The organism is Pseudomonas sp. CM25, assembly GCF_013179705.1.
Lineage (GTDB): Bacteria > Pseudomonadota > Gammaproteobacteria > Pseudomonadales > Pseudomonadaceae > Aquipseudomonas.
This window is the reverse complement of record NZ_JABMCW010000045.1, coordinates 1-25,373: the sequence shown is the minus strand read 5'-3', so window position 1 is coordinate 25,373 and position 25,373 is coordinate 1. Positions and strand designations below refer to the sequence as shown.

The window sequence follows — 25,373 nt, the reverse complement described above, 5'->3', positions numbered from 1 at the left end:
AGAACAACACTGCCACTTCCGTCAGGTGCTCCATCCAGCCGCTGGCCTGGGCGATGTCCAGGTGCAGAAGGCTCACGCCGGACGGGCCCAGGCCGATGCCCAGGGCCAGACAGACGACAGACGTCGTGACGGGTATCCAGCGCAGGTACGAAGAAGACAGCGCGAGCAGGAGCAGTACCGCACCGAGCATGGCGAACCATACGATGAACGTCATCTGGGCGACCGTCCTGGGGGGAGTATTTGTATGTTTGTTCGACGCTCTCTGGGGGGTGGCGTTCCGTCGGGAATGGGGGTAACGAGGATTGCATCAGCGCTGACAGGCGCGACAAATGCTGCGGCAAGCCCCTATAAGCCCTGACGCGCCCCCAACGCATCCAGCACCCGCCTCTCACCTCAATTCATAAGGGCTGCCCATCAAAGTAGTACCGCGCTCCCGAAGCCCTTCCATGGCAGTAATCCGGGCAATCTCCACACCCTGACGCACAATCACCACCTCGGTCCCATAAATAACCTGTTCAAGAATGAACTCGAGGCTGGTTTGTGCTTCCGGCATTTCGTACTTGACCTGTTGCATGGCATTTCCTTTTGAAGCCCGGTCGACGCGGCCACGTGCATTGCATAGCTGGCCGTGCCCTGACCTGTCGTGGTTTCGGGAGTGACGTTTATTGTCTATGCCATCTCGCAAAAAGTGCTTTCGAATCGTTCGGGATTGCGCCTAGAATTCAGCAATATTTTTCGAGAAACACCGAATATGCAAAAAAATAACCTGGATGACATGGACCGCAGGATTCTTCAGGTGCTGAGCCGCGATGGCCGTGCCAGCCTGCAGGAAATCGGCAAGCAGGTCGGCCTGTCGTCAAGCCCGTGCTGGCAACGCATAAAACGAATGGAAGAAGCCGGCATCATCCAGGGCTACCAGGCACGTATCGACATGGCCGGGCTCGGCTATGGCGAGGGCTTGATCGTGATGGTGACCCTGGACCAGCACGGTGACGAAGTGCTGCACAAGTTCGAGAAGGCGCTAGCGGAAATACCCGAGGTGATCGAGGCGTACCTGGTGTCGGGTGAATACGATTACTTCCTGCGCCTGGCAGTACGCGATACGCGTGACTACGAGCGCCTGCTGCGAGAGAAGCTCTACAAGATCCCGGGCTTGCGCCATTCGGTATCGTGCTTTGTCCTGCGCCAGCTCAAGGCGGCCAGCGTGCCGGTGTGAAGAAGCAGGCTGCCGAAGAGGACGACTGGCGCCCGCGGCTCAAATCGCCAATATGGCCTGGGACTGGTCAATTGAGGGTATCGATCCCTGGTCAGACCGGGTTGCCAGCCACTGGCGCATACGCTCGGTATCGAAAATCTGCCCCTCTTCCATCATCACCAGGATGAGCGCTTGAGACATTCGGTAACATCCGCACCGGGAACAGCGCCGCTCTTCCCAACCACTGGGGCATTCGACAGTTTCAGCCTGTCCCGCGCAAATCAGACAACTCATGCAGCCCCCTTTATTCTTTTCGGTGGAGGGTGGGTGGGAAGTGACCGGCAGGGTATGCCTGTCGCAGCACATACAGCTATTTCCGTGCCAACTCCTGATTGGTTTTCGCGAGCACGCCGAAATCGGCATGGAACGGTTGCGGCGCGCTGCCCTCCGACAATAATGCAGGGCGCGTCGCGCACTGCCCATTCACATCCAGAGGACAGCCTTGCATGAAAAAGATCCTGATGGTGCTCACGTCTCACGATCAACTGGGTAATACCGGCAAGAAAACCGGCTTCTGGCTGGAAGAATTCGCCGCCCCCTATTACGTGTTCATCGACGCCAACGCCGATGTCACACTCGCGTCCCCCAAAGGCGGCCAGCCGCCACTGGACCCTAAAAGCGATGAAGCCGATGCCCAGACCGATGCTACCCGGCGCTTCGCCAGCGATACCGAAGGGCAGATGGCCCTGGCCGACACCGTACCACTGGGGGAAATAGACCCGTACGACTTCGATGCCGTGTTCTATCCAGGAGGTCATGGGCCATTGTGGGACCTGGCAGAGGACAACGACTCCAAAGCCTTGCTGGAGGCGTTCTATGCCTCCAACAAGCCGATCGCCGCGGTATGCCACGCGCCGGGCGTGTTCAAGCACGTCAAGGCGCCGGACGGCCACCCGGTGGTCAAAGGCAAGCGGGTAACCGGCTTTGCCAACAGTGAAGAAGACGCTGTCGGGCTGACCGACGTGGTGCCCTTCCTGGTGGAAGACATGCTCAAGGACCATGGTGGTGAATATTCCAAGGCCGCAGACTGGGCGAGTCATGTGGTCGAGGATGGCCACCTGATCACCGGCCAGAACCCTGCCTCCTCTGAAGCGGTAGCTCAGGCGCTGCTGAAGCGCTTGTCGCAGGAAACAGGCGCCTGACCCATTTGCCCGGCGTGCCCATGGGCTGATAACAGCCATGTCGGCCGGCCCCTTCGCCGCATGCGAAGAGGCCGGCAGCTCAGTCGCTGTCGAGTCACGGGGTAAAACCCAACCCCGAGGAAAGGTCGCTACCTTCACGCACGCCGCCCGCGCCAACCGCCTGGCTCGGTGGCTTGTCGGTGGCCTGATGAAGCGATTGCTCGACCGACGCCTTCACCTCGCCGCCCTTGGCCTTGAGTGTGTCCGTCAAGCGGTCACTGGTGCTGCCCATGAGCTGGTCTTCCTTTCGGGTGCCGGGTAGGGCCGCGCCCAGCGCCGCTCCCAGGGCAATGCCCAGCGCCGCCAACACCAGCGGCTGCTCTTCAAGCAAGTGTTCGAACTGGCCTTTCAGCGCAGTCGCCTGGTCCCCGACCTTGTGCGCGGAACTGCGCAGTGTATCGGCAGACTCACCCATCGACTCACGGGCGCCATGGCCAAGCTCACTGGCCCGGTCGCGCGCGTCATGCGCCTTCATGCGCACCTTCTGGCCGGCATCGTGCACCGCCTCCCCAGCATGGGCGAAGGCGTCTTTGACCGAGTCGACCGCCTCCCCCAGCTTTTCCCCAAGACCTGGCCCGTGATGGGCCGGCCCTGGGTTGAAAGGCCGGTTCTGATTGAGCCCCAGCCAAGCCAGGCCCAACACCGTGAGGGTCGCCGGGACCGGATTGTTCTTGAGGGTCAGGCCCAGGTTGTGACAGAACTCGCCGCCGTTGCCCTTGGCATAGGCCAGCACCTTGTCGACCAGCTGGCCGGGGCTCAAGCGCTGCTCCAGCGCGTCAACCAGGTCACTGATGTGCTCGCGCTTGGCGTTGATTTCCTGTTCGAGCAGGTCAGGGTCCTTGTGCGCTTCGTGTTCGAAGGAGGTGGTCATGGCAGTTTCCTCTTCAGCGTTTCCTTGTCCTGTTGCATGGCGTGCAAGGCACGATCAGGAGCAAGGTGGGTGGGCTGGAACTGTTTCTTGCCCGCCTGCAGCATGATGAAACCGATCACCACCGTGACGGCCCCCACGATCAGGGCAGCCAGCCAGGGCTGCAACACCAGCGCCAGGGCATACACGGCGGCCAGCAGCAGGATGACAAAACCCGCCAGCACCACGATCGCGCCAGCCGCCACTGCCGCTGTACCGGCTTTCAGCGCGTTCAGGTTTTGCTGCAGTTCGGCCTTGGCCAGGGCCAGTTCCTTGGTGAAAAGGTCGGGCACCTCACGCATCAACTGGCGCACCAAGCCACCCACACCCACTGGGTCTTCTTCCGGTGTATGCAGCCCTGGGGTGGTATGAAAGGGATCTTTGTTCATCATTCGCCTCCTTTGAGCGGGTCACGCTCGAACGGGCTGCCGCTGACGGGCGTGCCGGCACCCGGCCCTATCGGGTCGACGGGGGTAAAGGGCTCGCGAGTAGATACATCGCTCGCCCGATCCGGCGTGGGTGGCAGAGGATGCCGAGACTCGCTGGTGGCACCCGCAGCCGCTACGCCGGCGCCCTGGGCGTGGTCGGCACTGGCGCGCAAGAAGCGCGAGACGGCAAAGCCGATCGCCACGCTTGTGGCCAGGAACACCGCCGGGTTATCCCGCGCCAGCCTGACCCCACGCTGAAGCAGGCTTTCGGCGCTCTCATGGCGAACTTGCTCGGCAAAACTGCCCATGCAGTCTGCCGCCTGGGCCAGGTACTGCGAAAGGCCGAGACTGTCGTGGCCTTCCAGCGCTTGCGCGGCCGAGCGGGCGCCTTCCTTCAGCGAATCAAGCTGGTCGGCGGCATTGTCGCGGTAGTGCTCGTATTGCTCGCTGCCCTTTTGCCGGGCTTCGCCAAGCAGTGCGCCGGCTTCATCGGTGATGGCGTGCAGGTGGTCCTGAGTGCTGTCGGGGGGAGAGGTAGAGCTTTGATCGGTGTTTTCCATGGTTGCGTCCTCAAAGCAGCTGACGGGCGAATGCAGAGGCATTCATTCGGGGGACGCGGCCCAGTCGACGGTAGTTCACTCCCGTGGATCTATGACAGTTGCCCGGCGCGCCAATCACCCCGTAACCGCATAGCCTTCGCGCAACCAGTTGTTGCACAGCCTTCAGCGGCGAGGGTAATCAGCGCCAGCGATGGCCTTGAGGTACCAGCGGTCAGCCAGCCGACGCAGGTCACGCCATTCGCGCCAGTCCACAAGGCCCAGGCGGTCCATCTCGTCAGCCTGGCGCAACAGCTCTTCGTGGTAGGTGCTGGGGCAGGCACAGCGCAGGGCACGGTCATCAAGCGTGCAGAACCAACGGTTGATGGCCTCGAGCCTGTGCTGTTCGGGGGTGAGCTGTTCAGTGAACGCATTCATGCCAGGCTGCCTGTGCTCGTTTTTCAAATCGAGCGAAACGCCTGGCGAATGGTTCACTCCGCCCGCCCGAGCGGCGCAGTGCTCCCACGCAAGCCAGCGTGGCGCCTGGCAGGTGTTCATGGTTGGCCTATTCTGACCAGCAACGCCGCACAAACCGTGGCAGGTAACAACCCACTAGCTTGCTAGCCGCCCTGGAACATGGGCACTATCGCCCATTCTGTCATGGACGCTGCTGAGCTCTGGAACCCGCATGAACTTGCCTTCGCGTAACAATGTACATGTTGCTGGCAGCGGCAATGCAACCCTTGTGTTTTCCCACGGTTTTGGCTGCGACCAATCCATGTGGCAGTTTTTGCTGCCTCACTTCCAGGGCCGGTTCCGGCTGGTCACCTATGACCTGGTCGGCGCCGGGCAATCGGACCTGGCGGCCTATGACCGCGAGCAATATGACTCGCTGTGTCGCTACGCCGAAGACCTGAACGAAATCATCACGGCATTTGCCGAGGGCCCGGTAATACTGGTCGGGCACTCAGTCAGCGCAATGATTGGCGCCTTGGCAGACCGCCAGCAGCCAGGGCGCATCGCAGCGCATGTCATGGTCGGCCCGTCGCCCTGTTACATCGACGCGGACGACTACACCGGCGGGTTCAAGGAAGCCGACATCCACGCCCTGCTCGACACCCTCGACAGCAACTACCTGGGCTGGTCGAGCGCCATGGCTCCGGTAATCATGGGCGCCCCGGGGCAGCCTGCGCTGAGCGAGGAACTGACCAACAGCTTCTGTCGCACCGACCCGGATATCGCCAGGCAATTTGCCCGGCTCACCTTCCTGTCGGACAACCGCCAGGACATCCACGGCCTGCCCAGCGGCGGGCGGCCTTTGCCGAGCAGACCGTAGCAATTGCCAGCCACGACCTGAAAAACCCGCTGACCGCGATCAAGATGGCCGCGCAGCTGCTTGCACAGAGCGAACAGCGGGACAGGGAGCGGCGCCTGCTTGGCAGCATCGGCCACTCCTGCGCACGCGCCGAGGGCATGATCGCCGATTTGCTCGACTTCGCCTCGGTAAGGCTCGGCCAGGGCATCACCATCCGCAGCCGCCCCGCCGACCTGAAAAACACGGTGGAGCAGACAATCAGCGAATTGCGCTTGGCCTTTGCCCACGCCCGCATCCGTCACCTTTCCCGCGGGTACGGCCAGATAGACATCGACCCGGACCGGCTGCAGCAGATGATCGGCAACCTGGTGGCAAACAGTGTTGCCTACGGCGACATGACTCACCCGGTCACCATCACCACCGACCTGGCAGGTGACGCGGCAGTGATTGCCGTGCACAACCACGGCACATGCATACCCGAGGCCCTGATCCCGAGCCTGTTCGAACCGATGACCCGCGCCACCGACCAGGACGCCACGGTGCGCTCGGTCGGGCTAGGGTTGTTCATCGTCAGGGAACTGGCCGAAGCCCACGGCGGCGAAATCACCCTCAGCTCGAATACGGTGTCCGGGACCACCTTCAGCATTCGCCTGCCGGCTGGCCGGGCAAGCTGAAGGCTGCGAACCTGGCTGCAGCAACCGGTTACCTGCTTCAGGTGCAGTTCACCTCAACGTTTTCCTGCCTGTTGGCTAACCTGCATATAACAACCGCCCTAGCAGGAGTTGAACGCATGAGAGCACTGACTTACCACGGCGCACAGGACGTCAGGGTCGACACCGTGCCGGACCCGAGCATCAAGGCCGATGACGATGTCATCCTGCGCGTTACCGCCACGGCCATCTGCGGCTCGGACCTGCACCTGTACCACGGCAGGATCCCGCAAACCGAGCCAGGCGACATTTTTGGCCACGAGTTCATGGGCATCGTCGAGGAAAGAGGGCCCGCGGTGACCAACCTGCAGGTCGGGGACCGCGTGGTGATCCCGTTCGTGATCGCCTGCGGCAGTTGCTTCTTCTGCCAGCATGACCTGTTTGCCGCTTGTGAAACCACCAACACCGATCGCGGCGCCATCCCCAGCAAGAAGGTCGTCCCCCCGGGGGCAGCATTGTTCGGCTACAGCCACTTGTACGGCGGCGTACCGGGCGGTCAGGCCGATTACGTGCGGGTGCCCAAGGCCAATTTCGGGCCATTCAAGGTGCCGACCGCCCTGCCCGATGACAAGGTGCTGTTCCTCTCCGACATCCTGCCTACCGCCTGGCAGGCGGTAACCAACGCCCAGGTCGGCAAGGGCTCCACCCTGGCCATCTATGGCGCCGGTCCGGTAGGGCTGCTGAGCGCCGCCTGCGCGCGTATGCTCGGCGCCCAGACCATCTTCATGATCGATAACAACGAATACCGGCTGGCCTTCGCCCGGGATGCCTACGGGGTGATCCCCATCAACTTCCTGGAAGACGACGACCCGGCCGACAGCATCATCCGCCTCACCCCCGGGATGCGCGGGGTGGACGCGGTGATTGATGCGGTAGGTTTCGAAGCCAAGGGCAGCACGGCAGAGAGCGTGCTGACCAGCCTGAAGATCGAGGGCAGCAACGGCAAGGCCCTGCGCCAGAGCCTGGTCGCGGTGCGCCGCGGCGGCGTGGTCAGCGTGCCGGGCGTGTATGCCGGCTACATTCATGGCTTCATGTTTGGCGACGCGTTCGACAAGGGCCTGACATTCAAGATGGGCCAGACACACGTGCAGAAGTACCTGCCCGAGCTGCTCGAGCATATCGAGGCCGGGCGTTTGCAACCGGAGCTGATCGTCACCCATCGCCTGGCGCTGGAGGAAGCCGCCATGGGCTACAAGATGTTCGACCAGAAGAAAGATAATTGCCGCAAGGTGATCCTGGTGCCCGGGGCAACTGCGGGCACATTTGCGGGCTGAGCCTGCACCGGGGCGCGGCCATGCGCAAGCGCCCAGGCCTCATTGGGCGTGCCGTGGCAAGCTGTTGAGGCTGCCGATCAAGGCATCAAGCGTGAACGGCTTGGTCAATACGGCAGCCCCCTGCCCCGGCCAATTCTCATGTGCCGGCTGCGGCTGTGCATAGCCGGTCATGAACAACACCGGCAACCCTGGCCGGGCAATACGCCCGGCTTCGGCCATCTTGCGGCCATCAACGCCGCCGGGCAGGCCGATATCGGTTATCAGCAGGTCGATTCGGGTGTCCGAGCGCAGCAGTTGCAGGCCGGCGAGGCTGTCGGCCGCTTCGATGACCACGTACCCAAGCCCACTGAGGACTTCGCTGACATACATACGTACCGAGCCCTCGTCATCCACCACCAGCACCGTTTCACCCGGCGAGGCTGGGTAGGCGCACGCCGACGCCTGCGGCTCGGGCACTGCCTGGGCGGCACCGCCATGGCCTGGCAGCTGCAGGTACACGCGCGTGCCGTGCCCTGGGGTAGACTCGATCCGTACCTGCCCGCCGGACTGCTTGGCAAAGCCGTATACCATCGACAACCCGAGCCCCGTGCCAGCCCCCACCGGTTTGGTGGTGAAGAACGGTTCGAAGGCTTTGGCCAAGGTTGCCGGGTCCATGCCGGAGCCCTCATCGGCCACGCAAATGGTCAGGTAATCACCTGGGAGGACATCAGGATCGGTGCCGGTTTCGACATGCTGGTCGCATGTCTGTATGCAGATCCGACCCGCCTCACCGACGGCGTCACGCGCATTGATGCACAGGTTGAGCAAGGCGTTTTCCAGTTGTGCCGGGTCGACCAGACAGGTACTCAGGGTGGCTGACAGGTTCACATCAAGCACCACCGCTGGCCCAACGGTACGCCGTATCAGCTCTTCCATGCCGGTGATCAACCCATGCACATCGGTTTGCACCGGGATCAACGTCTGCCGCCTGGCAAATGCCAGCAGCCGATGGGTCAATGCCGCCGCTTTGCGGGTGGCGCCGTAGGCGACCGTCAGGTAACGCTCGACGTCCTCGGCACGGCCCTGCCTGAGCCGCGCACGGATCAGGTCGAGGCTGCCGGCGATACCTGCCAGCAGGTTGTTGAAATCATGTGCGATGCCACCGGTCAGCTGGCCGACCGCTTCCATTTTCTGCGCTTGGCGCAGTGCAGCCTGGGCCTCTTCACGCTCGGCCACGGCTTCGCAGATACGCGCTTCCAGCGTGCGGTTGAGTTCCAGTAGCTGGGCTTCTGCCAGCTTGCGGGCGGTGACGTCGATGGACGAGCCGATCAGCCCGATCACCTCGCCACCGTCGCTGAGCAGTGGCGCCTTGACCGATAGCCAGTGGGTCACCGAGCCATCGGGCATGTCTACCCGCTCCTCGACCTGCACCGACGTGCCCCCAGCCATCACCTGCTGGTCGGTAGCCATCACCTGCCGGGCCTGCTGCTTGTCCTCCAGGAACTCCAGGTCAGTCTTGCCCAGGTAGTATTCCGGTGGCTTGCCGATCAGCTGCGTCGCGCCATGGTTGGCCACCAGCATTCGCCCCTGCCGGTCCTTGGCGTATACCACCCCGGGCACCGCCGCCGTGAAGCTACGCAACATCGCCGATACCCGGTCACGCTCGGCCTCAGCCTCCCGGCGCGAGCCGATGTCCATCAGCACACCAGGGAAGCGCACGGCCCTGCCCTGCTCATCCAGCTCGGCCCGGCCGTTGGCCTCTACCCAGTGGTAGCAGCCATCGTCCTGGCGCACCCGGTATTCACAGCGAAAAGCTCCCCCACGCGCCATGGCGGCCTCGATGGCGCTGGCCACCTGCTGGCGGTCATCCGGATGAATGGAGCCGAATGCTTCTGCCAGCGGCATGCCGGCCAGGCACCTTTCTACCGGCAAACCGAATGAACGGGAAAAACGCTCGTCGGCTGTCACGCGATCGTTGGGGATGTCCCACACCCAGGTGCCAATGATCGCACCCGCGTCCAGCGCCAGCTGCAGCCGCTCTGCTGTTTGCGCAGCGCACGCCTGGCCACTGGCGGTGCCGTCAGGGGTATCGCGTTCCATGGGTTGACCTCGAGCATCGGAAAAAGGCGCGGCCCGCGCAACCGGGCCCTCAGCCTACACGATACATGATGCGGGGCAGGCAAATGGTGGGAAAGCTACTTGCGCAGCGCCTCGGGATCGACCAGCTTGCGCACCCTGCCGCCGCCCCGGTCCCGAAGCGAAGATGCGGGGGCAACGGCAGCAGTGGATTCTCTGCGCTCGATGAACAACAGTCATGACTTGTCGCCGTTACCAACGGCAAACTTCTTCATGTCCACGGGCGGTGCGACAAACTCCGGCCCTTGGCCTGATGGCCGCCACCTTACATTGGAAATGCCATAACGCTCAGCCATGGGCCGGCTGACTTTCTTGATCTTGTGCTGACCAAAGCGAGGGATGATCCCCACCCCGGCGTCACAACTCGCCCAGTGCCATGCCTCGGTGTTGTCCATGCGCTCCATGCGAATGATGAATGTCCTGAATTCTCCGTGAAGCTCGTATTCGATCACATACAGTTGCTGCCCTGCCATTGGATTCTCCTCCATCAAACCCTGGCTAATTGAGCCGGCAGAACGAGAAAAGATTCCATTTATTTTGACCCCTCAGTCACTGCTGCACCCGCCGCGCGCAGGCAAGCGAACCGGCGCCAGCCATCACTGGCGCGGAACCTTGCCGGCAGGCCCCCACTCAACCTCTTGCAACCGTGATTTTTCCCAGCCGCGAGAGGTTACCCATGAACGCTATCGAATTGCTGATTCAGGACCATCACCTGGTTAAAAAGCTGTTGGAGGAACTGTCCTCCACCACTGAACGCGCCGTGAAAAAGCGCGCCGAACTGCTGGAGCGGATCAAGCAGGAAGTCTCCATCCATACCCGGCTTGAAGAGGACATCCTCTACCCCGCCATCAAACAGGCCGGGGGCAAGGAAGAGGCGAAGATGTATTACGAGGCCAAGGAAGAGCACCGTACCGTCGACTCGCTGGTGCTGCCTGACCTGGAAGGCACTGAAACCGGCACCGTGGAGTTCGCCGGCCGGGTCAAGGTGATGAAGGAGCTGCTGGAACACCATATCGAGGAAGAAGAAAGCGAACTGTTCCCGACCGCTCGCAAGTTGTTGGGCAAGCAGGAACTCGAAGACATGGGCCAGGCCATGGAAGCACAGAAGAAGCTGCTCAAGGGCGAGCAGCGCGCTGCCTGATACCTGCCCGGTCCTTTACCCGGGCATGTTGCGTTGCAGCATGCCCGGCGTGCAGAAATCCGATCGAACTACCTCTCCCCGGCCCGGCCCAACCCGTGTAGGCGCAGTTTTAGCCGCAAACACGGGCCCATCCGCAAGTCACTGTGTCGCGGCCTGCCCGCCCCTACCGTCACCGCTAATTCCCGCAGGAGGAGGCAACCCCTCATGAGTGATCGTCTCATCGCAATGTTCACCGACAACACCCTGTTCGGTATCTCCATTCTCAACCTGTTGCTGGCCCTGACCGTTTCCGTCGTGACCTTTTTGGTGGCCCGTGCAGCCATCAGCTTCGTGCAGCGGCGGGTCAGGCGCTGGTCCGAACACGACGGTGTGTTAAGCCAGGTGTTGGCCAAAGTGCTCGCCGGCACCAGCAACTTCCTGCTGTTTCTGGCCTCGCTATTGGTGGGGTTGAGCATGCTCGACCTGCCCGAGCGCTGGCTGACGCGGGTGGGTAGCCTGTGGTTCGTGGTCGCGGCCCTGCAGATCGGGCTGTGGGCCAACCGCGCCATCGGCCTGGGCCTGAGCCGGTATTTTGCGCGCCATGGCGGCGACGGCCTGAACCAGGGCAGCGCACTGGCCACCCTGTCCGCCTGGGGCGCGAGGGTTCTGCTGTGGTCGGTGGTGGTGCTGGCCATGCTGTCCAACCTGGGCGTCAACATCACCGCCTTCGTCGCCAGCCTCGGGGTAGGTGGTATCGCCGTTGCACTGGCGGTGCAGAACATCCTTGGCGACCTGTTCGCTTCGCTGTCGATCGCCGTCGACAAACCGTTCGAGGTGGGCGACTTCATCGTCATCGGGCCGTTGGCCGGCACCGTGGAGCACGTCGGCCTGAAGACCACGCGCATCCGCAGCCTGGGCGGCGAGCAGATCGTCATGGCCAACGCCAGCATGATCGGCAGCACCATCCAGAACTACAAACGCCTGCATGAACGGCGCATCGTGTTCGAGTTCGGCCTGTCCTACGACACCCCCACCGAAGCGGTGAAGAAAGCCCCCGGCATAGTCGAGGAGGCGATCAAGGCCCAGGACCAGGTACGCTTCGACCGCGCCCATTTGCGCGGTTTTGGCAAAGAAGCGCTGGAGTTCGAATGTGTGTATATCGTCAAGGACCCTGGCTACAACCTGTACATGGACATCCAGCAGGCCATCAACTTCCGGCTGCTTGAGCGGTTTGGCAAAGTCGGCGCCAAGTTTGCGGTGCCGGTGCGGGCGATCAAGGTTACCGCCCTGCCGCAGGACACCGGGCTGCATGCGCAGGGGCGCGACGGGCTGGGGTTGCGGGGGGCTTGAATAGCGTGGGGCTGGCAGGTGCTCGCTGCATATCTTGCGGCAAGCACCTATAACCCCTGATGCAACTCGCCAGATCACCTCCCTTACCGACGCCGGGCACCCAGCTCGATCCACACCGGCGCATGATCACTGGCCTTCACCTCATTGCGCACCCAAGCATCGACCCCGGCCCGCTTCAGATACGGTGCAAGGTCGGGGTTGAGCAGCAGGTGATCGATACGCAACCCGGCGTTGCGCGCCCAGTGGTTACGGAAATAATCCCAAAAGGTGTAAACACGCTCGTCCGGGTGCAGATGCCGAAGGGCATCGACCCAGCCCTGCTCCAGCAGCTGTTCGAAACACCCACGCGACTCTGGCTGCAAAAGCGCGTCCTTCAACCAGGAACGTGGGTTGTAGATGTCCATGTCGGTGGGCACCACGTTGAAATCGCCTGCCAGCAGCGTCGGGTGACCGTTACCGTACAACCCCCGCGCATGCTCGATAAGGGCGTGAAACCAGCGCAGCTTGTAATCGAACTTCGGCCCAGGCTGCGGGTTGCCGTTGGGCAGGTAAAGGCAGGCCACCAGCACCCCGTGAACCGCGGCCTCCAGGTAGCGGCTCTGGCTATCATCTTCCATGCCTGGCAGGCCGCGCCGGACCTCCAGGGGTTCGCTGTCACGCGCCAGGATGGCCACACCGTTCCACGAAGGCTGGCCGTGATACAAACAACCGTAACCGGCCGCCTCCAGTGCCTGCTGCGGAAACTGCGGGTCCGCGGCCTTTAGCTCCTGCAAGCAAGCGATATCAGGCTTCTCCCGCTCCAGCCAGGCCAGCAGGGCAGGCAGCCGGCTGCGGATACCATTGATGTTGAAAGTGGCAATCTTCAGCGCTTTCATGCGTCCGGGTCGCTTACGTGCGCCTGCACGGCATCTTCGACTGCGCCCAAATGCGCCTCGTCGGCCAGCGCCTTTAGCGCCAGCCAGTCGTCCCACTCGATGGCACCATCGTCACGCAGGGCTTCTGCGGTGCGGAGCAGCTCATGGTGGTAGGCATCCGGTGATTCGCGCCGGTAGCTGATGTCGTCGTACTGGGCATACCAGGCTTCAAGCTCAGGGATGCTGCGTTCAATACTCATGACCAAGGCCTCACTGTACCCTTTCATGTGAGAGGCCCATCATCGGCTGACGTTCAACTGCAACGCCTCGGTAGCGATTCATCTGCGACCAGTGCATCCAATTTGCCTGCTGGCGGGTATTGGTAGTGGGCGGCCTGTGCTCGCCCAGCCAAATGACCTTTCAGGAGCATTGCCCATGAACGCCAGAACCCGCGCCTGCCTGCTAGCCTGCAGCCTCGCCATGGCAGCGCCAGCCGCCCTCGCCCAAGCCACGTTGCCCGATGCCGTCAAGGTGCCCGATGGCCATCGCGTCATGCTGGAAACCATCGGCGTCGGCGAAATCACCTATGAGTGCCGTGACAAGGCCAGCACCCCCGGCCAGACCGAATGGGCATTCGTCGGCCCCAAAGCGGTGCTGAACGACCGGGCTGGCAAAGCGCTGGGCGAATACTTCGGCCCACCCGCCACCTGGCAAGCCAAGGATGGCTCGAAAGTCACCGGCACCCAGTTGGCGGTAGCCCCGGCCGGCACCAGTGCCCTGCCCTATCAGCTGGTCAAGGCCAACCCGACCGAAGGCCAGGGTGCCATGCAAGGTGTCAGCTATATCCAGCGCCTGGCCACTCAAGGTGGCGTGGCCCCGGCCAGTGGTTGCACCGCGCAGGACAAGGGCACACGGCAACAAGTCAAGTACCAGGCCGACTATGTGTTCTGGACGGCGAAATGAAGGCCGCTTGAGCAGACACCTGGCAATCGATCATCTACGCTCGTTGGCAAGCCCCCGGCCGGATGGCCGGGGTACCTGGCATGACTCAAGGAAGCCGCACTCGTTGAACTCGCCTGCAGTCCCTTTCGACTTCCAACGCTGCCTGCAGGCCTGTGCGCAGGGCGATCGCCCCGCCTTGCAGGCGCTTTATGATCACGAAGGCGCACGTCTGCTGGGCGTTGCCCGGCGCATCGTGCAGGATGACGCCACGGCCGAAGACATCGTCCACGATGCGTTCATCCGTATCTGGACCCGCGCCGCCAGTTTCGACCCGGCCCGCGGCTCGGCGCGGGGCTGGATCTACAGCATCACCCGCCATCTGGCGCTGAATTCGATCCGTGCTAGCCGCAGGGAAACCGAGTTTGACGACGTCGAGGTTGATGCTGCGCTGGCAATGCGCGGTGGGCTGGATGGGATGGACCTCTGGTCAGGCTCGGCAAAGATCTACCGCTGCCTCGAGCAATTACAGCCCGCGCCGCAGCGCTGCATCCTGCATGCCTATGTGGATGGCTGCAGCCACGCCGAGATCGCCAGCCTGCTGGGCGCGCCGCTGGGCACCGTCAAGGCGTGGATCAAGCGCAGCCTCAAGGCGTTGCGGGAGTGCCTGGAATGAAGCCCGATGCTATCGAAGCACTGCACGCCCTTGCCGGGGAGTATGTGCTGGGAACCTTGCCACCCGAGCTACATGCCGCCATAGCCGAGCGCCTGAGCGCAGACCCCGCCTTGCGCGCCGCCGTGGATGCCTGGGAAGCCCGCCTGCTGCCGCTGACCGAGCTGGCCACCGCGCGGCCGCCGAGTGCGCGCCTGTGGGGCCGTATCCAGCGCAGTCTCGATGAGCTGCCTGCACCCGCCAGGGCATCGCAGCTCGGCTGGTGGCAACGTCTTGGCCTGTGGCAAGGCCTAAGCGCCGCCGGCTTGGCTGCAAGCCTGCTACTGGCGTTTACCTTGCTGACCACCCCGGCCCCCACAACCCGTTACCTGGTGGTACTGGTGGCGCCAAGCAGCCAGGCCCCTGGCTGGGTCGTGCAGGCCAGCGACAGCCGGGTGATCGAGCTGATCCCGCTGGGGCGCGATGCGGTCCCAGAGGGCATGGCCTTACAGTTCTGGACCAAGGGTGAACAGTGGCAGGCGCCTGTTTCTCTGGGCCTGGTCAAACCGGGCGAGCCCTACCGCGTGCCGCTGCAGAGCCTGCCCCCGCTGGAGGCCAACCAGCTGTTCGAGCTGACCCTGGAGAAGGCTGGCGGCTCGCCTTCAGGCCTGCCTACCGGCCCGGTGAAGTTCATTGGTCGCGCAGTAAAAGTGATATGACCCAGTGGCTCCCTGGCTAGCTCTGCGCTTCACGGTAGCCAGGTTCAGTGGACCGTATATCCAGACTCTGAAAGCGCATCGGTCAGCAACATGCGCACGGTCGGTTCATCATCCACCAGCAGGATGGTTTCTGCATGCTGGGTAACGGGAGCGGCCAGAGTCATCGGGTCAAGCTCACCACCAGGCGCGTTACCCGCCTACCTGGGGAGTAGATCAGCACGGTGCAGCCCAGGCCAACTTCGGGCTCCATGCGCACCTGGCAGCTACCAACGCAGCAAGCGTGGCCCCAGCAGCGCCCCCAGCACGGTGGGCAGCGCCATCCCCAACACGTACCACACACCCCAGAACGGTACCTCCATCTCAGGGCAATGCAGGCAGTACGCCAATGTGGCAACAGCACCGGCCAACAGCCCCCCCGCTGCGCCGGCCCGGCGCAACTGGGTCGGCGCCAGGCCGCGCAAGGCCCAGAACACCGCCGCCAGCGCCGGAATGCCAAGCAAGCCAATGTTCAATGCACAGGTACGCCAGGTACGTCCCAGCATCAACTCGGCACGCGATTCGACCGGCGCACCGACCAACGCCATCGCCCCGCCCAGCCATACCAGCACGATGGGCAGGGCCAATACCACCCAGGCCGCGCCGCCGTTCACCCCCGGGCGCGCCAGGCGACTACACAGCCACAATGCCGCCGCCGCCAGGCTTGCCGGCAGCGCCAGCCTGGCCCAGAACAGCGGTAGCCGCGCCACGTCGGCAAGGTCCGCGCGCACGCCGTACACCGCCATCATCAACAGCAGCGCGCCCAGGCCGCCGGCAATCAGCGCCAGGGCAAAGCGCCGGGCCAGGGCATGCCGCGGTCCAGGCACCTCGCCCTTGGCCAGCAGGCCGATCAAATCAATGGTCTTCATTGTCTGGTTTGCCTCGTATCATTTTCGCCAACGCCTTGAGCCCACGGTGGATGCCAACCTTGACCGCCGAGCTGGACAACCCGGTCAGCCTGGCCGTCTGCTCGACACTGAGGCCTTCGAGCTTGACGTGCTGGATCGGCAGCCGCTGGCGGTCGGGCAGGCTTCGCAGCAGCAACCCCAGGTCACGGCTGGCCTCCTGTGGCTGGTCGTCCTCGCTGGCGAACAGGGCCTGCTCTTCGTCCAGCGGTTCGTGCAGTGCTTCGTGGCGGGCAAAGGCGCGCCAGTGATCGGCCAGCTTGTAGCGCGCGATGGCCTGCACCCACGCGGTCAGCGGCTGCCCGGGCAGGTAGGTATGGCGGGCATTGTGCACCGCAAGCAATACCTCTTGCAGCAGGTCTTCGACCTCATGCGGGCGCCCGGCCAGGCGCCGGCGTAAAAAGGCCCGCAAATGTACCGCCAGCGCACTCAGGAACGCCCGGTACGCCTGCTCGTCACCCTGCATGCCATGCAACAGCAATTGCTGCAGCTGCGCCTCGCGTGCGTTCAAGTGTGCCTGAGGGGTAGTTCGCGGCATGAGCGGTCCTGGTTACACCCCGTAGGAAAAATGCGACCGGTGGTGTGCTTCACAACGTTAGGAGAGCCCTTGGCAAACCTCAAAAAATATTTTTTGCCTGCTGTAACCCGAACCGCACGGATGACGAACTGATGGATGAGCCGAGGGGAACCGCCACCGGCCTTGCCACTTCTGGAGATCCACCATGAACAACTTCGCCCTTGCCGCTGCTGCCGTTGCCCTCGCCACCCTGGCCGGCACCGCCGTGGCAGCCGACACCAAGGCGCCTGCTGGCGCCGCCATGGAAAAATGCTACGGCGTGGCCATGGCCGGGAAAAACGACTGCAAGGCGGGTGCTGGCACCTCTTGCGCCGGCAGTGCCAAGCAGGACTATGACGGCATGCACTGGAAAAACGTGCCCGCTGGTACCTGTACCTCGATCAAGACGCCCAACGGCATGGGCTCGCTGACCCCGATCAAGTCCTGAGCGAAGGCCGCCGACCATGAACGCATTGCACACGCTGGGTGCCGGGCTGAGCCTCAAGGCCGAGCACTATGCACAGGCACTGGGCTGTGACACCGAGCACCTGTGGTTCGAGGTGCACCCGGAAAACTACATGGTCGGCGGCCCACGGCTCGCCTGGCTGGAGCGTATCGGCGCCGGCCACCCGCTATCACTGCACGGGGTCTCGCTGTCCCTTGCAGCCGCTGCGCCCCCCGACCCACTGCACCTGCAGCGCCTGGCAGCGCTGGTGCAACGCCTGCAACCGGCACTGGTGTCGGAACACCTGGCCTGGTCAACCTGGCGCGGCCACTATCACCCCGACCTGCTGCCGTTTCCGCGCAGCAGCGAGGCCCTGCGGCGTATCACCGACAATATCCAGCGTACCCAGGATGCACTCGGCCGGCCTATCGCGGTCGAGAACCCCAGCCATTACCTGAGCCTGGAGGGCCACGACTACGCCGAAGTCGAGTTCCTTGCCGAACTGGTGCAGCACACCGGCTGTGGCTTGTTGCTGGACGTCAACAACGTGCATGTCAGCGCCCACAACCTGGGTTTCTCTGCCGAAGCCTATCTTGACCGCTTCCCTGCCGAGGCCATTGTCGAGATCCACCTGGCCGGGTACAGCCACGACGCCGACTCGGCATTACTGATCGACTCTCACGACGCCCCTGTCAGCGAAGCGGTCTGGGCCCTGTTCCAACGCCTGGTCGGGCGCATCGGCCCACGGCCGACACTGATCGAACGTGACGACCACCTGCCCGGGTTCGATAGCCTGCTGGCTGAACGCGATGTGGCCCAGGCCATTCTCAGCCTGTCACGGAGGCCGGCATGAACCGCACATTGGCGCATTTTCAGGACACCTTCATCCAGGCCCTGTACCACGGCAGCGCAACCGGCGTTGCCGCGCAACCCGGCTTCGCGGTGTACCGCAACACCGTGTTCAAGGGCTGTGTTGACGCCCTCTGCGACAACTTCCCCAGCGTCGAACGGCTGGTCGGTCGCGACTGGCTGGCCGACGTGGCTGGCCGCTACGCCCGCCAGTACCCGCCGCCTGATGCGCGGCTGATTGCCTACGGCGAAACCTTTGCCGACTACCTGGCCCCCTTCGCCTGCGCCAACGGGCTGACCTACCTGGCCGACGTCGCCCGGCTGGACTGGCTGTGGTTGCAAGCATTCTGCGCCGAGCAGGCACCCGCCCTGGACGTGGCCGAACTCGCCGGGATGACCGCCAGCGACCTTGCCCGCTGTACCTTGCAGCCGCGGCGCAGCGCACGCTGGCAGTGGTTCGCAGAGCATCCGGTGTACACCCTCTGGCACCATAACCGGCTGGCGCAGCCGTTGCCGGAGCACATCGCCTGGCATGGCGAAGGCGTGTTGCTGGTGGGCGACGTCGAGGGTGTTGGCTGGCAGGCGTTGACCGAGGGCGCCTGCGCGTTTCTGGATGCCTGTGCCAACGGGCATGACCTGGACCGGGCCTCGGCCCTGGCACTGCAGGCCGAACCCGGCCTGGACTTCAATGCGTTGCTGGGTAGCCTGCTTGGGGCCCAGGCACTCGCCCCACTGTCCCTGCCCCGTTGAAGGAGGCTGCCATGCACATTTCCCCCACCACAACCGCCAGCCCCGGCCTGCGTCAGCACTGGAACCGGCTTGCCGAATGGCTGCAAGGCTTGTTGGGCGACTCGGTACTGTGCCTGATCGCGCGGCTGGGGATTGCCTCGGTGTTCTTCCTGTCCGGGCGGACCAAGGTCGAGGGCGTGCTTACCATCACCCCGAGCACCTATGAGCTGTTTCAAAGTGAATACGCCTTGCCGCTGATTCCTTCACACCTTGCCGCGCACCTGGCCACTTATGCCGAGCACCTGTTCCCGCTGCTGCTGGTGCTGGGGTTGTTCACCCGCCTCTCGGCTCTGGCGCTGCTGGGCATGACCACGGTGATCGAGGTGTTTGTCTACCCGGATGCCTGGCCGACACACCTGACCTGGGCAGGGCTGTTGCTGCTGCTGGTGGCCAAGGGCGCCGGCCGCCTCTCACTCGATCGTTGGTTGGGTATCCGCTGAAACGCAGCGTGGCCGCTGGGTTTTCAGCCGCTAAATACCGGGCCGAAGGTCGTTAAAGCGTCTCGTCAGAAAAGCCGCAATGTTTTGCACTTCACCGGGCTTTGCGCAGGTCACAACTGAACACAGAACTTCCTGTGTTGACTTGAGGTAAGCGATCATGGCTAACAACCAAGACAAAGGCGCAAATCAAGGCGGCACCGCCAATACCGATGTCGGCAAGGCAGGCCAGCAAGGCGGCCATGGCGCCGGTGGCGACATGACTCAAAATCAGAAAGGCGGCCAGCAAGGCGGGCAGATGCCCGACGACAAGATGAACAAGGACTGGGATAAATCCAAGGAAGCCGGCCGCCAAGGTGGACAAGCGGGCGAAAGCCACGGCAACAAGGACCAGGCATCTGATGCCGGGCGGATGGGTGGCCAGCGCGGGCAGGACGCCGGGCAAAAAAAAGACGGTGAGCGTTGATCAAGCGTGCCTGATGCCCTGGCGGCAATAGCTGCCGCCGTGCTGTAGGCCCCGGTCGATGAGCCGGGGCCATCTTCAACTGACTTACCCAACATGAACAGTACTAAAAAGCCTGTGAAATCTATTCATTACCCTTCAATGACTACCCCCGCCTAAACTACGTCTCATCATAAACACTCAAGAGACTACTGAGCGAAAGTCCCAGGGATGGAAGCTGGGAAGCGCTGGCTGAATGATCACACTATCAAATTACGCCAGCACCTCAGGCATCAGGACACCCGTTCACCATGAATAACGAACCTCGGTTTACCCTCAAGCGTATTGTTTTCGACGAACATTATCACCCCGCCGAAAATACTCGCTTCACTACCAATTTTGCCAACTTGGCCAGGGGCGCCAATCGCCAGGAAAACCTGCGCAACACCCTGAAGATGATCGATAATCGCTTCAATACCCTGGCTCATTGGGATAATCCAGAAGGTGATCGCTACTCTGTCGAACTTGAAATAATCTCGGTCGAAATGAACCTTGCCGCCCAACAGTGCAGCACTGCTCTGCCCCTGATAGAGATATTGAAAGCCGACATTTTCGACCGTGCAACCAACACGCGTATCGGGGGGATGGTCGGGAACAATTTCTCTTCTTACGTGCGCGATTACGACTTCAGTGTGCGCCTGCTGGAGCACAATAAAAACCGCACACATTTCAGCACCCCCGATGATTTTGGCGATTTGCATGGCAAGCTGTTCAAGTGCTTCGTCAATTCCGACACCTACAAGCAGCACTTCGACAAGCCACCCGTTATCTGCCTGAGCGTATCGAGCAGCAAGACCTATCACCGCACCGAGAACCAGCACCCGGTGCTCGGCTTTGAATACCTGCAGGATGCCTACTCCCTGACGGACGACTACTTCAACAAGATGGGTTTGAAAGTTCGCTATTTCATGCCGCCGAACAGTGCCGCGCCGCTGGCTTTCTATTTCTCCGGCGACCTGCTGGCTGATTACACCAACCTGGAGCTGATCAGCACCATCAGCACCATGGATACGTTCCAGAAAATTTACCGACCTGAAATCTACAACGCCAATTCGGCAGCCGGAAAGTGCTACCAGCCCAGCCTGCAGCACCAGGACTACTCACTCACGCGCATTGTCTATGACCGCGCAGAGCGTAGCCGCCTGGCTATCGAGCAGGGCAAATATGCCGAAGAGCAATTTGTCAAACCCTATCAAGCCACGCTAGAGCAGTGGTCTGCTCGCCACGCGCATTGATCACACTCTAAAACATCAGGTCATCTGTCATGAACACACTGCTACCCACCTCCACTGCCGGCAGCTTGCCGAAACCGTCCTGGCTTGCACAACCTGAAACACTGTGGTCACCCTGGAAATTGCAAGACCAACAACTCCGTGAAGGCAAACAGGATGCCTTGCGCCTGGCATTGCACGATCAGCAGCACGCTGGCATCGATATCGTCAGTGACGGTGAGCAAACCCGCCAGCATTTTGTAACCACGTTTATCGAGCATCTCAGCGGTGTCGATTTCGAGCAACGTGAAACCGTTAGAATTCGTGATCGCTATGATGCCAGCGTACCGACGGTCGTGGGCGCTGTCGCCCGGCAAAAGCCGGTGTTTGTCGAGGATGCCAAGTTCCTGCGCCAGCAAACCTCGCAACCCATAAAATGGGCGCTGCCAGGTCCCATGACCATGATCGATACGCTGTATGACGCCCACTATAAAAGCCGAGAAAAACTGGCTTGGGAATTTGCCAGGATCCTCAACCAAGAAGCCAGGGAACTCGAAGCCGCCGGCGTTGATATCATCCAGTTCGATGAACCCGCATTCAATGTGTTCTTCGACGAGGTGAATGACTGGGGCGTCGCTACTCTGGAGCGCGCCATTGAAGGCCTGAAATGCGAAACGGCGGTGCACATCTGCTATGGCTATGGCATCAAAGCCAATACAGACTGGAAAAAGACCCTGGGGTCGGAATGGCGACAATACGAAGAAGCCTTCCCCAAACTGCAACAGTCCAGCATCGATATCATTTCCCTGGAGTGCCACAACTCGCATGTCCCAATGGACCTGCTTGAGCTGATCCGCGGCAAGAAAGTCATGGTCGGGGCCATCGATGTAGCTACCCATACCATTGAAACACCAGAGGAAGTGGCCAACACCCTGCGCAAGGCACTTCAGTTCGTGGACGCCGACAAGCTCTTCCCTTGCACCAACTGCGGCATGGCGCCGTTACCTCGCCAGGTAGCCCGCGGCAAACTCCACGCGTTAAGTGCAGGCGCGGAAATTGTCCGCAAAGAGCTCTTGAGCTCGCGCTGAGCCCTGCAGGCTTTCTGAATTTTGCGCATGACAGTTGTTCCTACACTGCCAGCACCGCCCGATACAGCCGCTCGTGCTGGCACCATGCATGATCTCGGTTCACCTGTGGGTTGAGGACCGATCGTTTGAATCCTGCCCTCCTCCTGTCGAAGATTGTCTGTTCTACTGTGCAACTACCGCGCGACAGGTGAAATCATGATTCACGGTAAAACCCTCGAAAACTGGCAACACAGCCACCCGATCATCACCGACCTGGTCGCCCTGAAAGAGACCAGCTGGTTCAACCCCGCCATCGCCAGCGCGTCAGCAGCCCTGGGCGATGTAGGCCTGACAGCTACAGACGTGCAAACGGCCAGCAAGCGGTTGCAGCGGTTTGCACCCTACCTCGCCACGGTTTTCCCCGAAACTGCGGCTGCCGGTGGGATCATCGAGTCGCACATCACCCCTCTGCCGCAACTGCGTCAACGGCTCATCGACCAACATTCACTGCAAAACGTTGGCAGCCTATGGCTCAAGGCAGACAGCGACTTGCCGGTCTCCGGCTCGATCAAGGCCCGGGGCGGTATCCATGAGGTGCTCAAGCATGCCGAGGACCTGGCCCTGGCGGCCGGCCTGATCACAGCGGCGGACAACTACGCCAAACTGGCCAGTGACCAGGCCCGCGCGTTCTTCGGCCAGCACAAGATTGCCGTGGGTTCGACCGGCAACCTGGGCTTGTCGATAGGGATCATGAGCGCGAAACTGGGTTTCCAGGTAAGCGTGCACATGTCGTCCGACGCCCGGCAATGGAAAAAGGACAATCTGCGCGCCAGCGGCGTGACGGTGGTGGAACACGCCTCCGACTACAGCGTTGCGGTCGAGCAGGGTCGCGAACAGGCGGCAGCCGACCCCAGCTGCTATTTCGTTGACGACGAAAATTCCCCACAACTGTTTCTGGGCTACGCCGTTGCGGCTGAACGGCTGGCCAACCAGCTCGAGCAAGCTGGCATCAAGGTGGACGCAGACCATCCCCTTTTCGTTTATCTGCCCTGCGGTGTCGGCGGCGGCCCTGGCGGCGTCGCGTTCGGCTTGAAGCTGGTATTCGGTGATGCGGTGCACTGCATCTTTGCCGAGCCCACGCACTCCCCTTGCATGCTGTTGGGTGTGTACACCGGCCTGCACGACCAAACCAGCGTGCAGGACTTCGGCATCGACAACATCACCGCTGCCGACGGCCTGGCTGTCGGGCGCCCGTCCGGGTTCGTCGGCAAAGCCATGCAGCGGCTGATCGATGGTTACTACACCGTCACCGACGAGGCACTGTACAGCCTGATGGTGGTTGCCTTCGAGCAGGACAAGGTCAAGCTGGAACCCTCCGCGTTAGCCGGCGTACCCGGTATGGCGCGGGTGCTGCAAGCTCAGGCGTACCTGGCGCGCCAGGGCTTTAGCCCTGCTCAGCTGCAGCATGCCACCCACCTGGTCTGGGGCACGGGTGGCAGCATGGTCCCGCAGGATGAGTTCGACGCCTACCTGGCGAAAGGGCGCAGCCTGCTGGCAAACGTATAACTGCCATCGGTGGACTGTGAACAAGGATGGGTCGATGTACAAAAACGGCGCGATGAACCTCAATGGTTCGCACCTGGGCAGCCTGCATGTTTTTCTGGTGGCTGCGCGGCACCTGAGTTTCTCGCACGCGGCGGATGAAGGCTAATGGGGCTGCAACGCAGCCCATCGCCGCGGTTCGTCGCCACGACAAGCCAGCTCCCACCCCAGACCGCATCGAATTCAAGCCATGCGCCGTACTGGTGGGAGCCTGGCTTGCCGGCGATGGGCCGCAAAGCGGACCTAATTTCCTAACTGACTGGCATTCGGCGTAACGCTGCCCTTGCAATGGCAGCGTGTAGCCCGCCAACTATGTAATTCTCACTTATTGTGGCTTAAATCGTAAAAACGAACGTAAGCCACAATATATTGGATTTAAAAAATTGCTCTAGCCCAGCAACTGGCTCAACACCGCACGCAATTTCCCCGGTTTCACCGGCTTGTTCAGCAATGGCGCGCCGAGCTTCTGCAGGGCCCGCCGACACTGGTCGCTGCGGTCGGCAGTGATGATCACGGCAGGAATGGCAGCGGCAAAATGCTGCCGTAAATGCCTGACCACCGCGCATCCGACCACCCCGTGATCGAGGTGAAAATCCGCCAGGATCAGTTCCGGTGCCCTCCCCTGCAAGGCCTGCAGCGCGCCTGCCTGGTCCGTCGCGGTGACCACCTCGCAGCCCCACTGCTCCAGCAGCGCGCCCATGCTTTCAAGGATGCTCACTTCATTGTCCAGCACCAACAGGCGGCGGCCCGGTAGCGGGTCGCCAGCGCTGGGTTGCGGTACAGCCTGCTGAACGGCCTGCGGCATCTGTGCGCCAAGCGGCACGTCGATGCTGAACACCGAACCCCGCCCCGGCCACGAGCGTACCTCGATGCGATAGCCGAGAATCCTGGCGATGCGCTCAACGATGGCCAGCCCCAGGCCCACGCCTTTGCGATCGGCGGCGCGACCGACGTCCAGCTGGTTGAACTCGAGGAAAATGGCCTGCAGCCGGTCCTGCGCAATGCCCCGGCCGCTGTCCCACACCTCCAGCCGCAAATGCTCGCCACGGCGCCGGGCACCCAGCAGGATACGGCCCTCGTCGGTGTAACGGCAGGCGTTGCTGAGGAAGTTGCGCAGGATACGGGTCAGCAACCGCAGGTCGGTGCTGATCGCATAGCCACCCACCCGCGCGCGCAGTTTCAACCCTGCAGCATCGGCCACCGAACGGAACTCCGAAACCAGCGGCGCAAACAATTCGTCGAGGCGGTACAACGCCACGTCAGGCTTCACCGCTGCCTGGTCCAGCCGGGAGATATCCAGCAAGTCGGTCAGCAAGTCTTCGGCGCCCTCCAGGGCCTGATGGGTACGCTCGACAAGGACGTGCTCCGCCTCAGGCAATGGCCGTTCACGCAGGGTCGAGATAAGCAGGCGGGCGGCATTGAGCGGCTGCAGCAGGTCGTGGCTGGCAGCGGCCAGGTACTTGTCCTTGCTGCGGTTGGCGGTTTCAGCGGCATCGCGGGCGTCGCGCAAGGCGCGGGCGATCTGTTTGCGCTCGGCGATCTGCTGCTGCAGGTTGCGGTTGGCCTCCAGCAGCTCGTCGGTGCGTGCCGCAACCCGCTGCTCCAGTTGGTCGTTGAGC

The 25,373-nt window shown here is 62.4% G+C and carries 29 protein-coding genes and 2 pseudogenes; 18 read left to right on the top strand and 13 right to left on the bottom strand.

Features of this window, described 5'->3' with window-relative positions:
- Both HP546_RS07640 and HP546_RS07635 read right to left on the bottom strand, forming a co-directional pair.
- Positions 1-214, bottom strand: a pseudogene (locus HP546_RS07640) (sodium:proton antiporter); the annotation flags it as partial.
- A gap of 174 nt (positions 215-388) precedes the next feature.
- A complete protein-coding gene (locus HP546_RS07635) occupies positions 389-574 on the bottom strand; it encodes a hypothetical protein (RefSeq protein WP_172222015.1) in 186 nt (61 codons plus the stop codon).
- A gap of 177 nt (positions 575-751) precedes the next feature.
- Here HP546_RS07635 and HP546_RS07630 point away from each other — a divergent pair, with 177 nt between their 5' ends.
- On the top strand, positions 752-1,216 hold the full coding sequence (locus HP546_RS07630) for an Lrp/AsnC family transcriptional regulator (RefSeq protein ID WP_172222012.1): 465 nt from the start codon (positions 752-754) through the stop codon (positions 1,214-1,216).
- A gap of 485 nt (positions 1,217-1,701) precedes the next feature.
- Entirely contained in the window at positions 1,702-2,397 is a 696-nt protein-coding gene (locus tag HP546_RS07625) for a type 1 glutamine amidotransferase domain-containing protein (protein WP_172222009.1), read from the top strand.
- Positions 2,398-2,491: 94 nt separating this feature from the next.
- On the opposite strand, the gene HP546_RS07620 is transcribed toward HP546_RS07625, so the two are convergent.
- From HP546_RS07620 to HP546_RS07605, 4 genes are all read right to left on the bottom strand, one after another.
- Positions 2,492-3,307: a DUF3618 domain-containing protein gene (locus tag HP546_RS07620; RefSeq protein ID WP_172222006.1), complete on the bottom strand. Its 816-nt coding sequence runs from the start codon at positions 3,305-3,307 to the stop codon at positions 2,492-2,494.
- Positions 3,304-3,732, bottom strand: a complete 429-nt coding sequence (locus tag HP546_RS07615) for a phage holin family protein (RefSeq protein ID WP_172222003.1) — start codon at positions 3,730-3,732, stop codon at positions 3,304-3,306. Before HP546_RS07615 ends, HP546_RS07620 begins: the two co-directional genes overlap by 4 nt.
- Positions 3,732-4,331: a hypothetical protein gene (locus HP546_RS07610; RefSeq protein WP_172222000.1), complete on the bottom strand. Its 600-nt coding sequence runs from the start codon at positions 4,329-4,331 to the stop codon at positions 3,732-3,734. Before HP546_RS07610 ends, HP546_RS07615 begins: the two co-directional genes overlap by 1 nt.
- Positions 4,332-4,493: 162 nt before the next feature.
- Positions 4,494-4,745: a hypothetical protein gene (locus tag HP546_RS07605; RefSeq protein WP_172221997.1), complete on the bottom strand. Its 252-nt coding sequence runs from the start codon at positions 4,743-4,745 to the stop codon at positions 4,494-4,496.
- Positions 4,746-4,995: 250 nt separating this feature from the next.
- Here HP546_RS07605 and HP546_RS07600 point away from each other — a divergent pair.
- The 3 genes and pseudogenes from HP546_RS07600 to HP546_RS07590 form a co-directional block, all read left to right on the top strand.
- Positions 4,996-5,607, top strand: a pseudogene (locus HP546_RS07600) (alpha/beta fold hydrolase); the annotation flags it as partial.
- 80 nt (positions 5,608-5,687) lie between these two features.
- Entirely contained in the window at positions 5,688-6,296 is a 609-nt protein-coding gene (locus HP546_RS07595) for a sensor histidine kinase KdpD (RefSeq protein WP_256678439.1), read from the top strand.
- Between the two features lie 116 nt (positions 6,297-6,412).
- Complete coding sequence (locus tag HP546_RS07590; protein ID WP_172221991.1) at positions 6,413-7,606, top strand: zinc-dependent alcohol dehydrogenase; 1,194 nt, start codon at positions 6,413-6,415, stop codon at positions 7,604-7,606.
- A gap of 39 nt (positions 7,607-7,645) precedes the next feature.
- Here the strand turns inward: HP546_RS07590 and HP546_RS07585 are convergent, their stop codons facing one another.
- Together HP546_RS07585 and HP546_RS07580 are read right to left on the bottom strand one after the other, a co-directional pair.
- Positions 7,646-9,685, bottom strand: a complete 2,040-nt coding sequence (locus HP546_RS07585) for a PAS domain-containing sensor histidine kinase (RefSeq protein ID WP_172221988.1) — start codon at positions 9,683-9,685, stop codon at positions 7,646-7,648.
- Between the two features lie 212 nt (positions 9,686-9,897).
- A complete protein-coding gene (locus HP546_RS07580; RefSeq protein ID WP_172221985.1) occupies positions 9,898-10,194 on the bottom strand; it encodes a DUF6555 family protein in 297 nt (98 codons plus the stop codon).
- A 203-nt stretch (positions 10,195-10,397) separates the two neighbouring features.
- Between HP546_RS07580 and HP546_RS07575 the strand changes: the two genes are divergently transcribed.
- Both HP546_RS07575 and HP546_RS07570 read left to right on the top strand, forming a co-directional pair.
- A complete protein-coding gene (locus HP546_RS07575) occupies positions 10,398-10,862 on the top strand; it encodes a hemerythrin domain-containing protein (protein WP_172221982.1) in 465 nt (154 codons plus the stop codon).
- Between the two features lie 204 nt (positions 10,863-11,066).
- Complete coding sequence (locus HP546_RS07570; RefSeq protein ID WP_172221979.1) at positions 11,067-12,191, top strand: mechanosensitive ion channel family protein; 1,125 nt, start codon at positions 11,067-11,069, stop codon at positions 12,189-12,191.
- 83 nt (positions 12,192-12,274) lie between these two features.
- On the opposite strand, the gene xth is transcribed toward HP546_RS07570, so the two are convergent.
- Together xth and HP546_RS07560 are read right to left on the bottom strand one after the other, a co-directional pair.
- Positions 12,275-13,066, bottom strand: a complete 792-nt coding sequence (xth, locus tag HP546_RS07565) for an exodeoxyribonuclease III (protein WP_172221976.1) — start codon at positions 13,064-13,066, stop codon at positions 12,275-12,277.
- Complete coding sequence (locus HP546_RS07560; RefSeq protein ID WP_172221973.1) at positions 13,063-13,305, bottom strand: hypothetical protein; 243 nt, start codon at positions 13,303-13,305, stop codon at positions 13,063-13,065. The genes xth and HP546_RS07560 overlap by 4 nt, the downstream gene beginning before the upstream one ends.
- 175 nt (positions 13,306-13,480) lie before the next feature.
- Here HP546_RS07560 and HP546_RS07555 point away from each other — a divergent pair, with 175 nt between their 5' ends.
- The 3 genes from HP546_RS07555 (at position 13,481) to HP546_RS07545 (ending at position 15,355) form a co-directional block, all read left to right on the top strand.
- Entirely contained in the window at positions 13,481-14,008 is a 528-nt protein-coding gene (locus HP546_RS07555; RefSeq protein ID WP_172221970.1) for a DUF3455 domain-containing protein, read from the top strand.
- A 103-nt stretch (positions 14,009-14,111) separates the two neighbouring features.
- Complete coding sequence (locus HP546_RS07550) at positions 14,112-14,660, top strand: sigma-70 family RNA polymerase sigma factor (protein ID WP_172221967.1); 549 nt, start codon at positions 14,112-14,114, stop codon at positions 14,658-14,660.
- The gene (locus HP546_RS07545) at positions 14,657-15,355 is read left to right on the top strand and encodes an anti-sigma factor domain-containing protein (RefSeq protein ID WP_172221964.1); all 699 of its coding nucleotides are present in this window, start codon (positions 14,657-14,659) and stop codon (positions 15,353-15,355) included. The genes HP546_RS07550 and HP546_RS07545 overlap by 4 nt, the downstream gene beginning before the upstream one ends.
- A gap of 263 nt (positions 15,356-15,618) precedes the next feature.
- Here the strand turns inward: HP546_RS07545 and HP546_RS07540 are convergent, their stop codons facing one another.
- Both HP546_RS07540 and HP546_RS07535 read right to left on the bottom strand, forming a co-directional pair.
- On the bottom strand, positions 15,619-16,260 hold the full coding sequence (locus HP546_RS07540; protein WP_172221961.1) for a DUF1109 domain-containing protein: 642 nt from the start codon (positions 16,258-16,260) through the stop codon (positions 15,619-15,621).
- Positions 16,247-16,834 carry a sigma-70 family RNA polymerase sigma factor gene (locus tag HP546_RS07535; RefSeq protein WP_172221958.1) on the bottom strand — a complete coding sequence of 196 codons (588 nt, stop codon included), beginning with the start codon at positions 16,832-16,834 and terminating at the stop codon, positions 16,247-16,249. The genes HP546_RS07540 and HP546_RS07535 overlap by 14 nt, the downstream gene beginning before the upstream one ends.
- Positions 16,835-17,018: 184 nt before the next feature.
- On the opposite strand from HP546_RS07535, the gene HP546_RS07530 reads away from it, so the two are divergent.
- The 8 genes from HP546_RS07530 to HP546_RS07495 all read left to right on the top strand — a co-directional run bounded on the left by HP546_RS07530 (position 17,019) and on the right by HP546_RS07495 (position 23,718).
- On the top strand, positions 17,019-17,300 hold the full coding sequence (locus HP546_RS07530) for a DUF2282 domain-containing protein (RefSeq protein WP_172221955.1): 282 nt from the start codon (positions 17,019-17,021) through the stop codon (positions 17,298-17,300).
- A gap of 16 nt (positions 17,301-17,316) precedes the next feature.
- On the top strand, positions 17,317-18,150 hold the full coding sequence (locus tag HP546_RS07525; protein ID WP_172221952.1) for a DUF692 domain-containing protein: 834 nt from the start codon (positions 17,317-17,319) through the stop codon (positions 18,148-18,150).
- On the top strand, positions 18,147-18,896 hold the full coding sequence (locus HP546_RS07520) for a DNA-binding domain-containing protein (RefSeq protein ID WP_172221949.1): 750 nt from the start codon (positions 18,147-18,149) through the stop codon (positions 18,894-18,896). Before HP546_RS07525 ends, HP546_RS07520 begins: the two co-directional genes overlap by 4 nt.
- Positions 18,897-18,907: 11 nt before the next feature.
- Positions 18,908-19,375: a DoxX family protein gene (locus HP546_RS07515; RefSeq protein WP_172221946.1), complete on the top strand. Its 468-nt coding sequence runs from the start codon at positions 18,908-18,910 to the stop codon at positions 19,373-19,375.
- 157 nt (positions 19,376-19,532) lie between these two features.
- Positions 19,533-19,838: a hypothetical protein gene (locus HP546_RS07510; RefSeq protein WP_172221943.1), complete on the top strand. Its 306-nt coding sequence runs from the start codon at positions 19,533-19,535 to the stop codon at positions 19,836-19,838.
- Between the two features lie 287 nt (positions 19,839-20,125).
- The gene (locus tag HP546_RS07505) at positions 20,126-21,109 is read left to right on the top strand and encodes a DUF1852 domain-containing protein (RefSeq protein WP_172221940.1); all 984 of its coding nucleotides are present in this window, start codon (positions 20,126-20,128) and stop codon (positions 21,107-21,109) included.
- 29 nt (positions 21,110-21,138) lie between these two features.
- A complete protein-coding gene (locus HP546_RS07500) occupies positions 21,139-22,173 on the top strand; it encodes a methionine synthase (protein ID WP_172221937.1) in 1,035 nt (344 codons plus the stop codon).
- Positions 22,174-22,368: 195 nt separating this feature from the next.
- A complete protein-coding gene (locus HP546_RS07495) occupies positions 22,369-23,718 on the top strand; it encodes a D-serine ammonia-lyase (RefSeq protein WP_172221934.1) in 1,350 nt (449 codons plus the stop codon).
- 424 nt (positions 23,719-24,142) lie between these two features.
- Here the strand turns inward: HP546_RS07495 and HP546_RS07490 are convergent.
- The coding region (locus HP546_RS07490; protein WP_172221931.1) for a hybrid sensor histidine kinase/response regulator at positions 24,143-25,373 on the bottom strand (1,231 nt) is incomplete at its 5' end.

Coding starts and splice junctions, on each gene's coding strand:
- HP546_RS07635 (WP_172222015.1), bottom strand. CDS start 574: ATGCAACAGGTCAAGTACGAAATGCCGGAAGCACAAACCAGCCTCGAG.
- HP546_RS07630 (WP_172222012.1), top strand. CDS start 752: ATGCAAAAAAATAACCTGGATGACATGGACCGCAGGATTCTTCAGGTG.
- HP546_RS07625 (WP_172222009.1), top strand. CDS start 1,702: ATGAAAAAGATCCTGATGGTGCTCACGTCTCACGATCAACTGGGTAAT.
- HP546_RS07620 (WP_172222006.1), bottom strand. CDS start 3,307: ATGACCACCTCCTTCGAACACGAAGCGCACAAGGACCCTGACCTGCTC.
- HP546_RS07615 (WP_172222003.1), bottom strand. CDS start 3,732: ATGAACAAAGATCCCTTTCATACCACCCCAGGGCTGCATACACCGGAA.
- HP546_RS07610 (WP_172222000.1), bottom strand. CDS start 4,331: ATGGAAAACACCGATCAAAGCTCTACCTCTCCCCCCGACAGCACTCAG.
- HP546_RS07605 (WP_172221997.1), bottom strand. CDS start 4,745: ATGAATGCGTTCACTGAACAGCTCACCCCCGAACAGCACAGGCTCGAG.
- HP546_RS07595 (WP_256678439.1), top strand. CDS start 5,688: ATGGCCGCGCAGCTGCTTGCACAGAGCGAACAGCGGGACAGGGAGCGG.
- HP546_RS07590 (WP_172221991.1), top strand. CDS start 6,413: ATGAGAGCACTGACTTACCACGGCGCACAGGACGTCAGGGTCGACACC.
- HP546_RS07585 (WP_172221988.1), bottom strand. CDS start 9,685: ATGGAACGCGATACCCCTGACGGCACCGCCAGTGGCCAGGCGTGCGCT.
- HP546_RS07580 (WP_172221985.1), bottom strand. CDS start 10,194: ATGGCAGGGCAGCAACTGTATGTGATCGAATACGAGCTTCACGGAGAA.
- HP546_RS07575 (WP_172221982.1), top strand. CDS start 10,398: ATGAACGCTATCGAATTGCTGATTCAGGACCATCACCTGGTTAAAAAG.
- HP546_RS07570 (WP_172221979.1), top strand. CDS start 11,067: ATGAGTGATCGTCTCATCGCAATGTTCACCGACAACACCCTGTTCGGT.
- xth (WP_172221976.1), bottom strand. CDS start 13,066: ATGAAAGCGCTGAAGATTGCCACTTTCAACATCAATGGTATCCGCAGC.
- HP546_RS07560 (WP_172221973.1), bottom strand. CDS start 13,305: ATGAGTATTGAACGCAGCATCCCTGAGCTTGAAGCCTGGTATGCCCAG.
- HP546_RS07555 (WP_172221970.1), top strand. CDS start 13,481: ATGAACGCCAGAACCCGCGCCTGCCTGCTAGCCTGCAGCCTCGCCATG.
- HP546_RS07545 (WP_172221964.1), top strand. CDS start 14,657: ATGAAGCCCGATGCTATCGAAGCACTGCACGCCCTTGCCGGGGAGTAT.
- HP546_RS07540 (WP_172221961.1), bottom strand. CDS start 16,260: ATGAAGACCATTGATTTGATCGGCCTGCTGGCCAAGGGCGAGGTGCCT.
- HP546_RS07535 (WP_172221958.1), bottom strand. CDS start 16,834: ATGCCGCGAACTACCCCTCAGGCACACTTGAACGCACGCGAGGCGCAG.
- HP546_RS07530 (WP_172221955.1), top strand. CDS start 17,019: ATGAACAACTTCGCCCTTGCCGCTGCTGCCGTTGCCCTCGCCACCCTG.
- HP546_RS07525 (WP_172221952.1), top strand. CDS start 17,317: ATGAACGCATTGCACACGCTGGGTGCCGGGCTGAGCCTCAAGGCCGAG.
- HP546_RS07520 (WP_172221949.1), top strand. CDS start 18,147: ATGAACCGCACATTGGCGCATTTTCAGGACACCTTCATCCAGGCCCTG.
- HP546_RS07515 (WP_172221946.1), top strand. CDS start 18,908: ATGCACATTTCCCCCACCACAACCGCCAGCCCCGGCCTGCGTCAGCAC.
- HP546_RS07510 (WP_172221943.1), top strand. CDS start 19,533: ATGGCTAACAACCAAGACAAAGGCGCAAATCAAGGCGGCACCGCCAAT.
- HP546_RS07505 (WP_172221940.1), top strand. CDS start 20,126: ATGAATAACGAACCTCGGTTTACCCTCAAGCGTATTGTTTTCGACGAA.
- HP546_RS07500 (WP_172221937.1), top strand. CDS start 21,139: ATGAACACACTGCTACCCACCTCCACTGCCGGCAGCTTGCCGAAACCG.
- HP546_RS07495 (WP_172221934.1), top strand. CDS start 22,369: ATGATTCACGGTAAAACCCTCGAAAACTGGCAACACAGCCACCCGATC.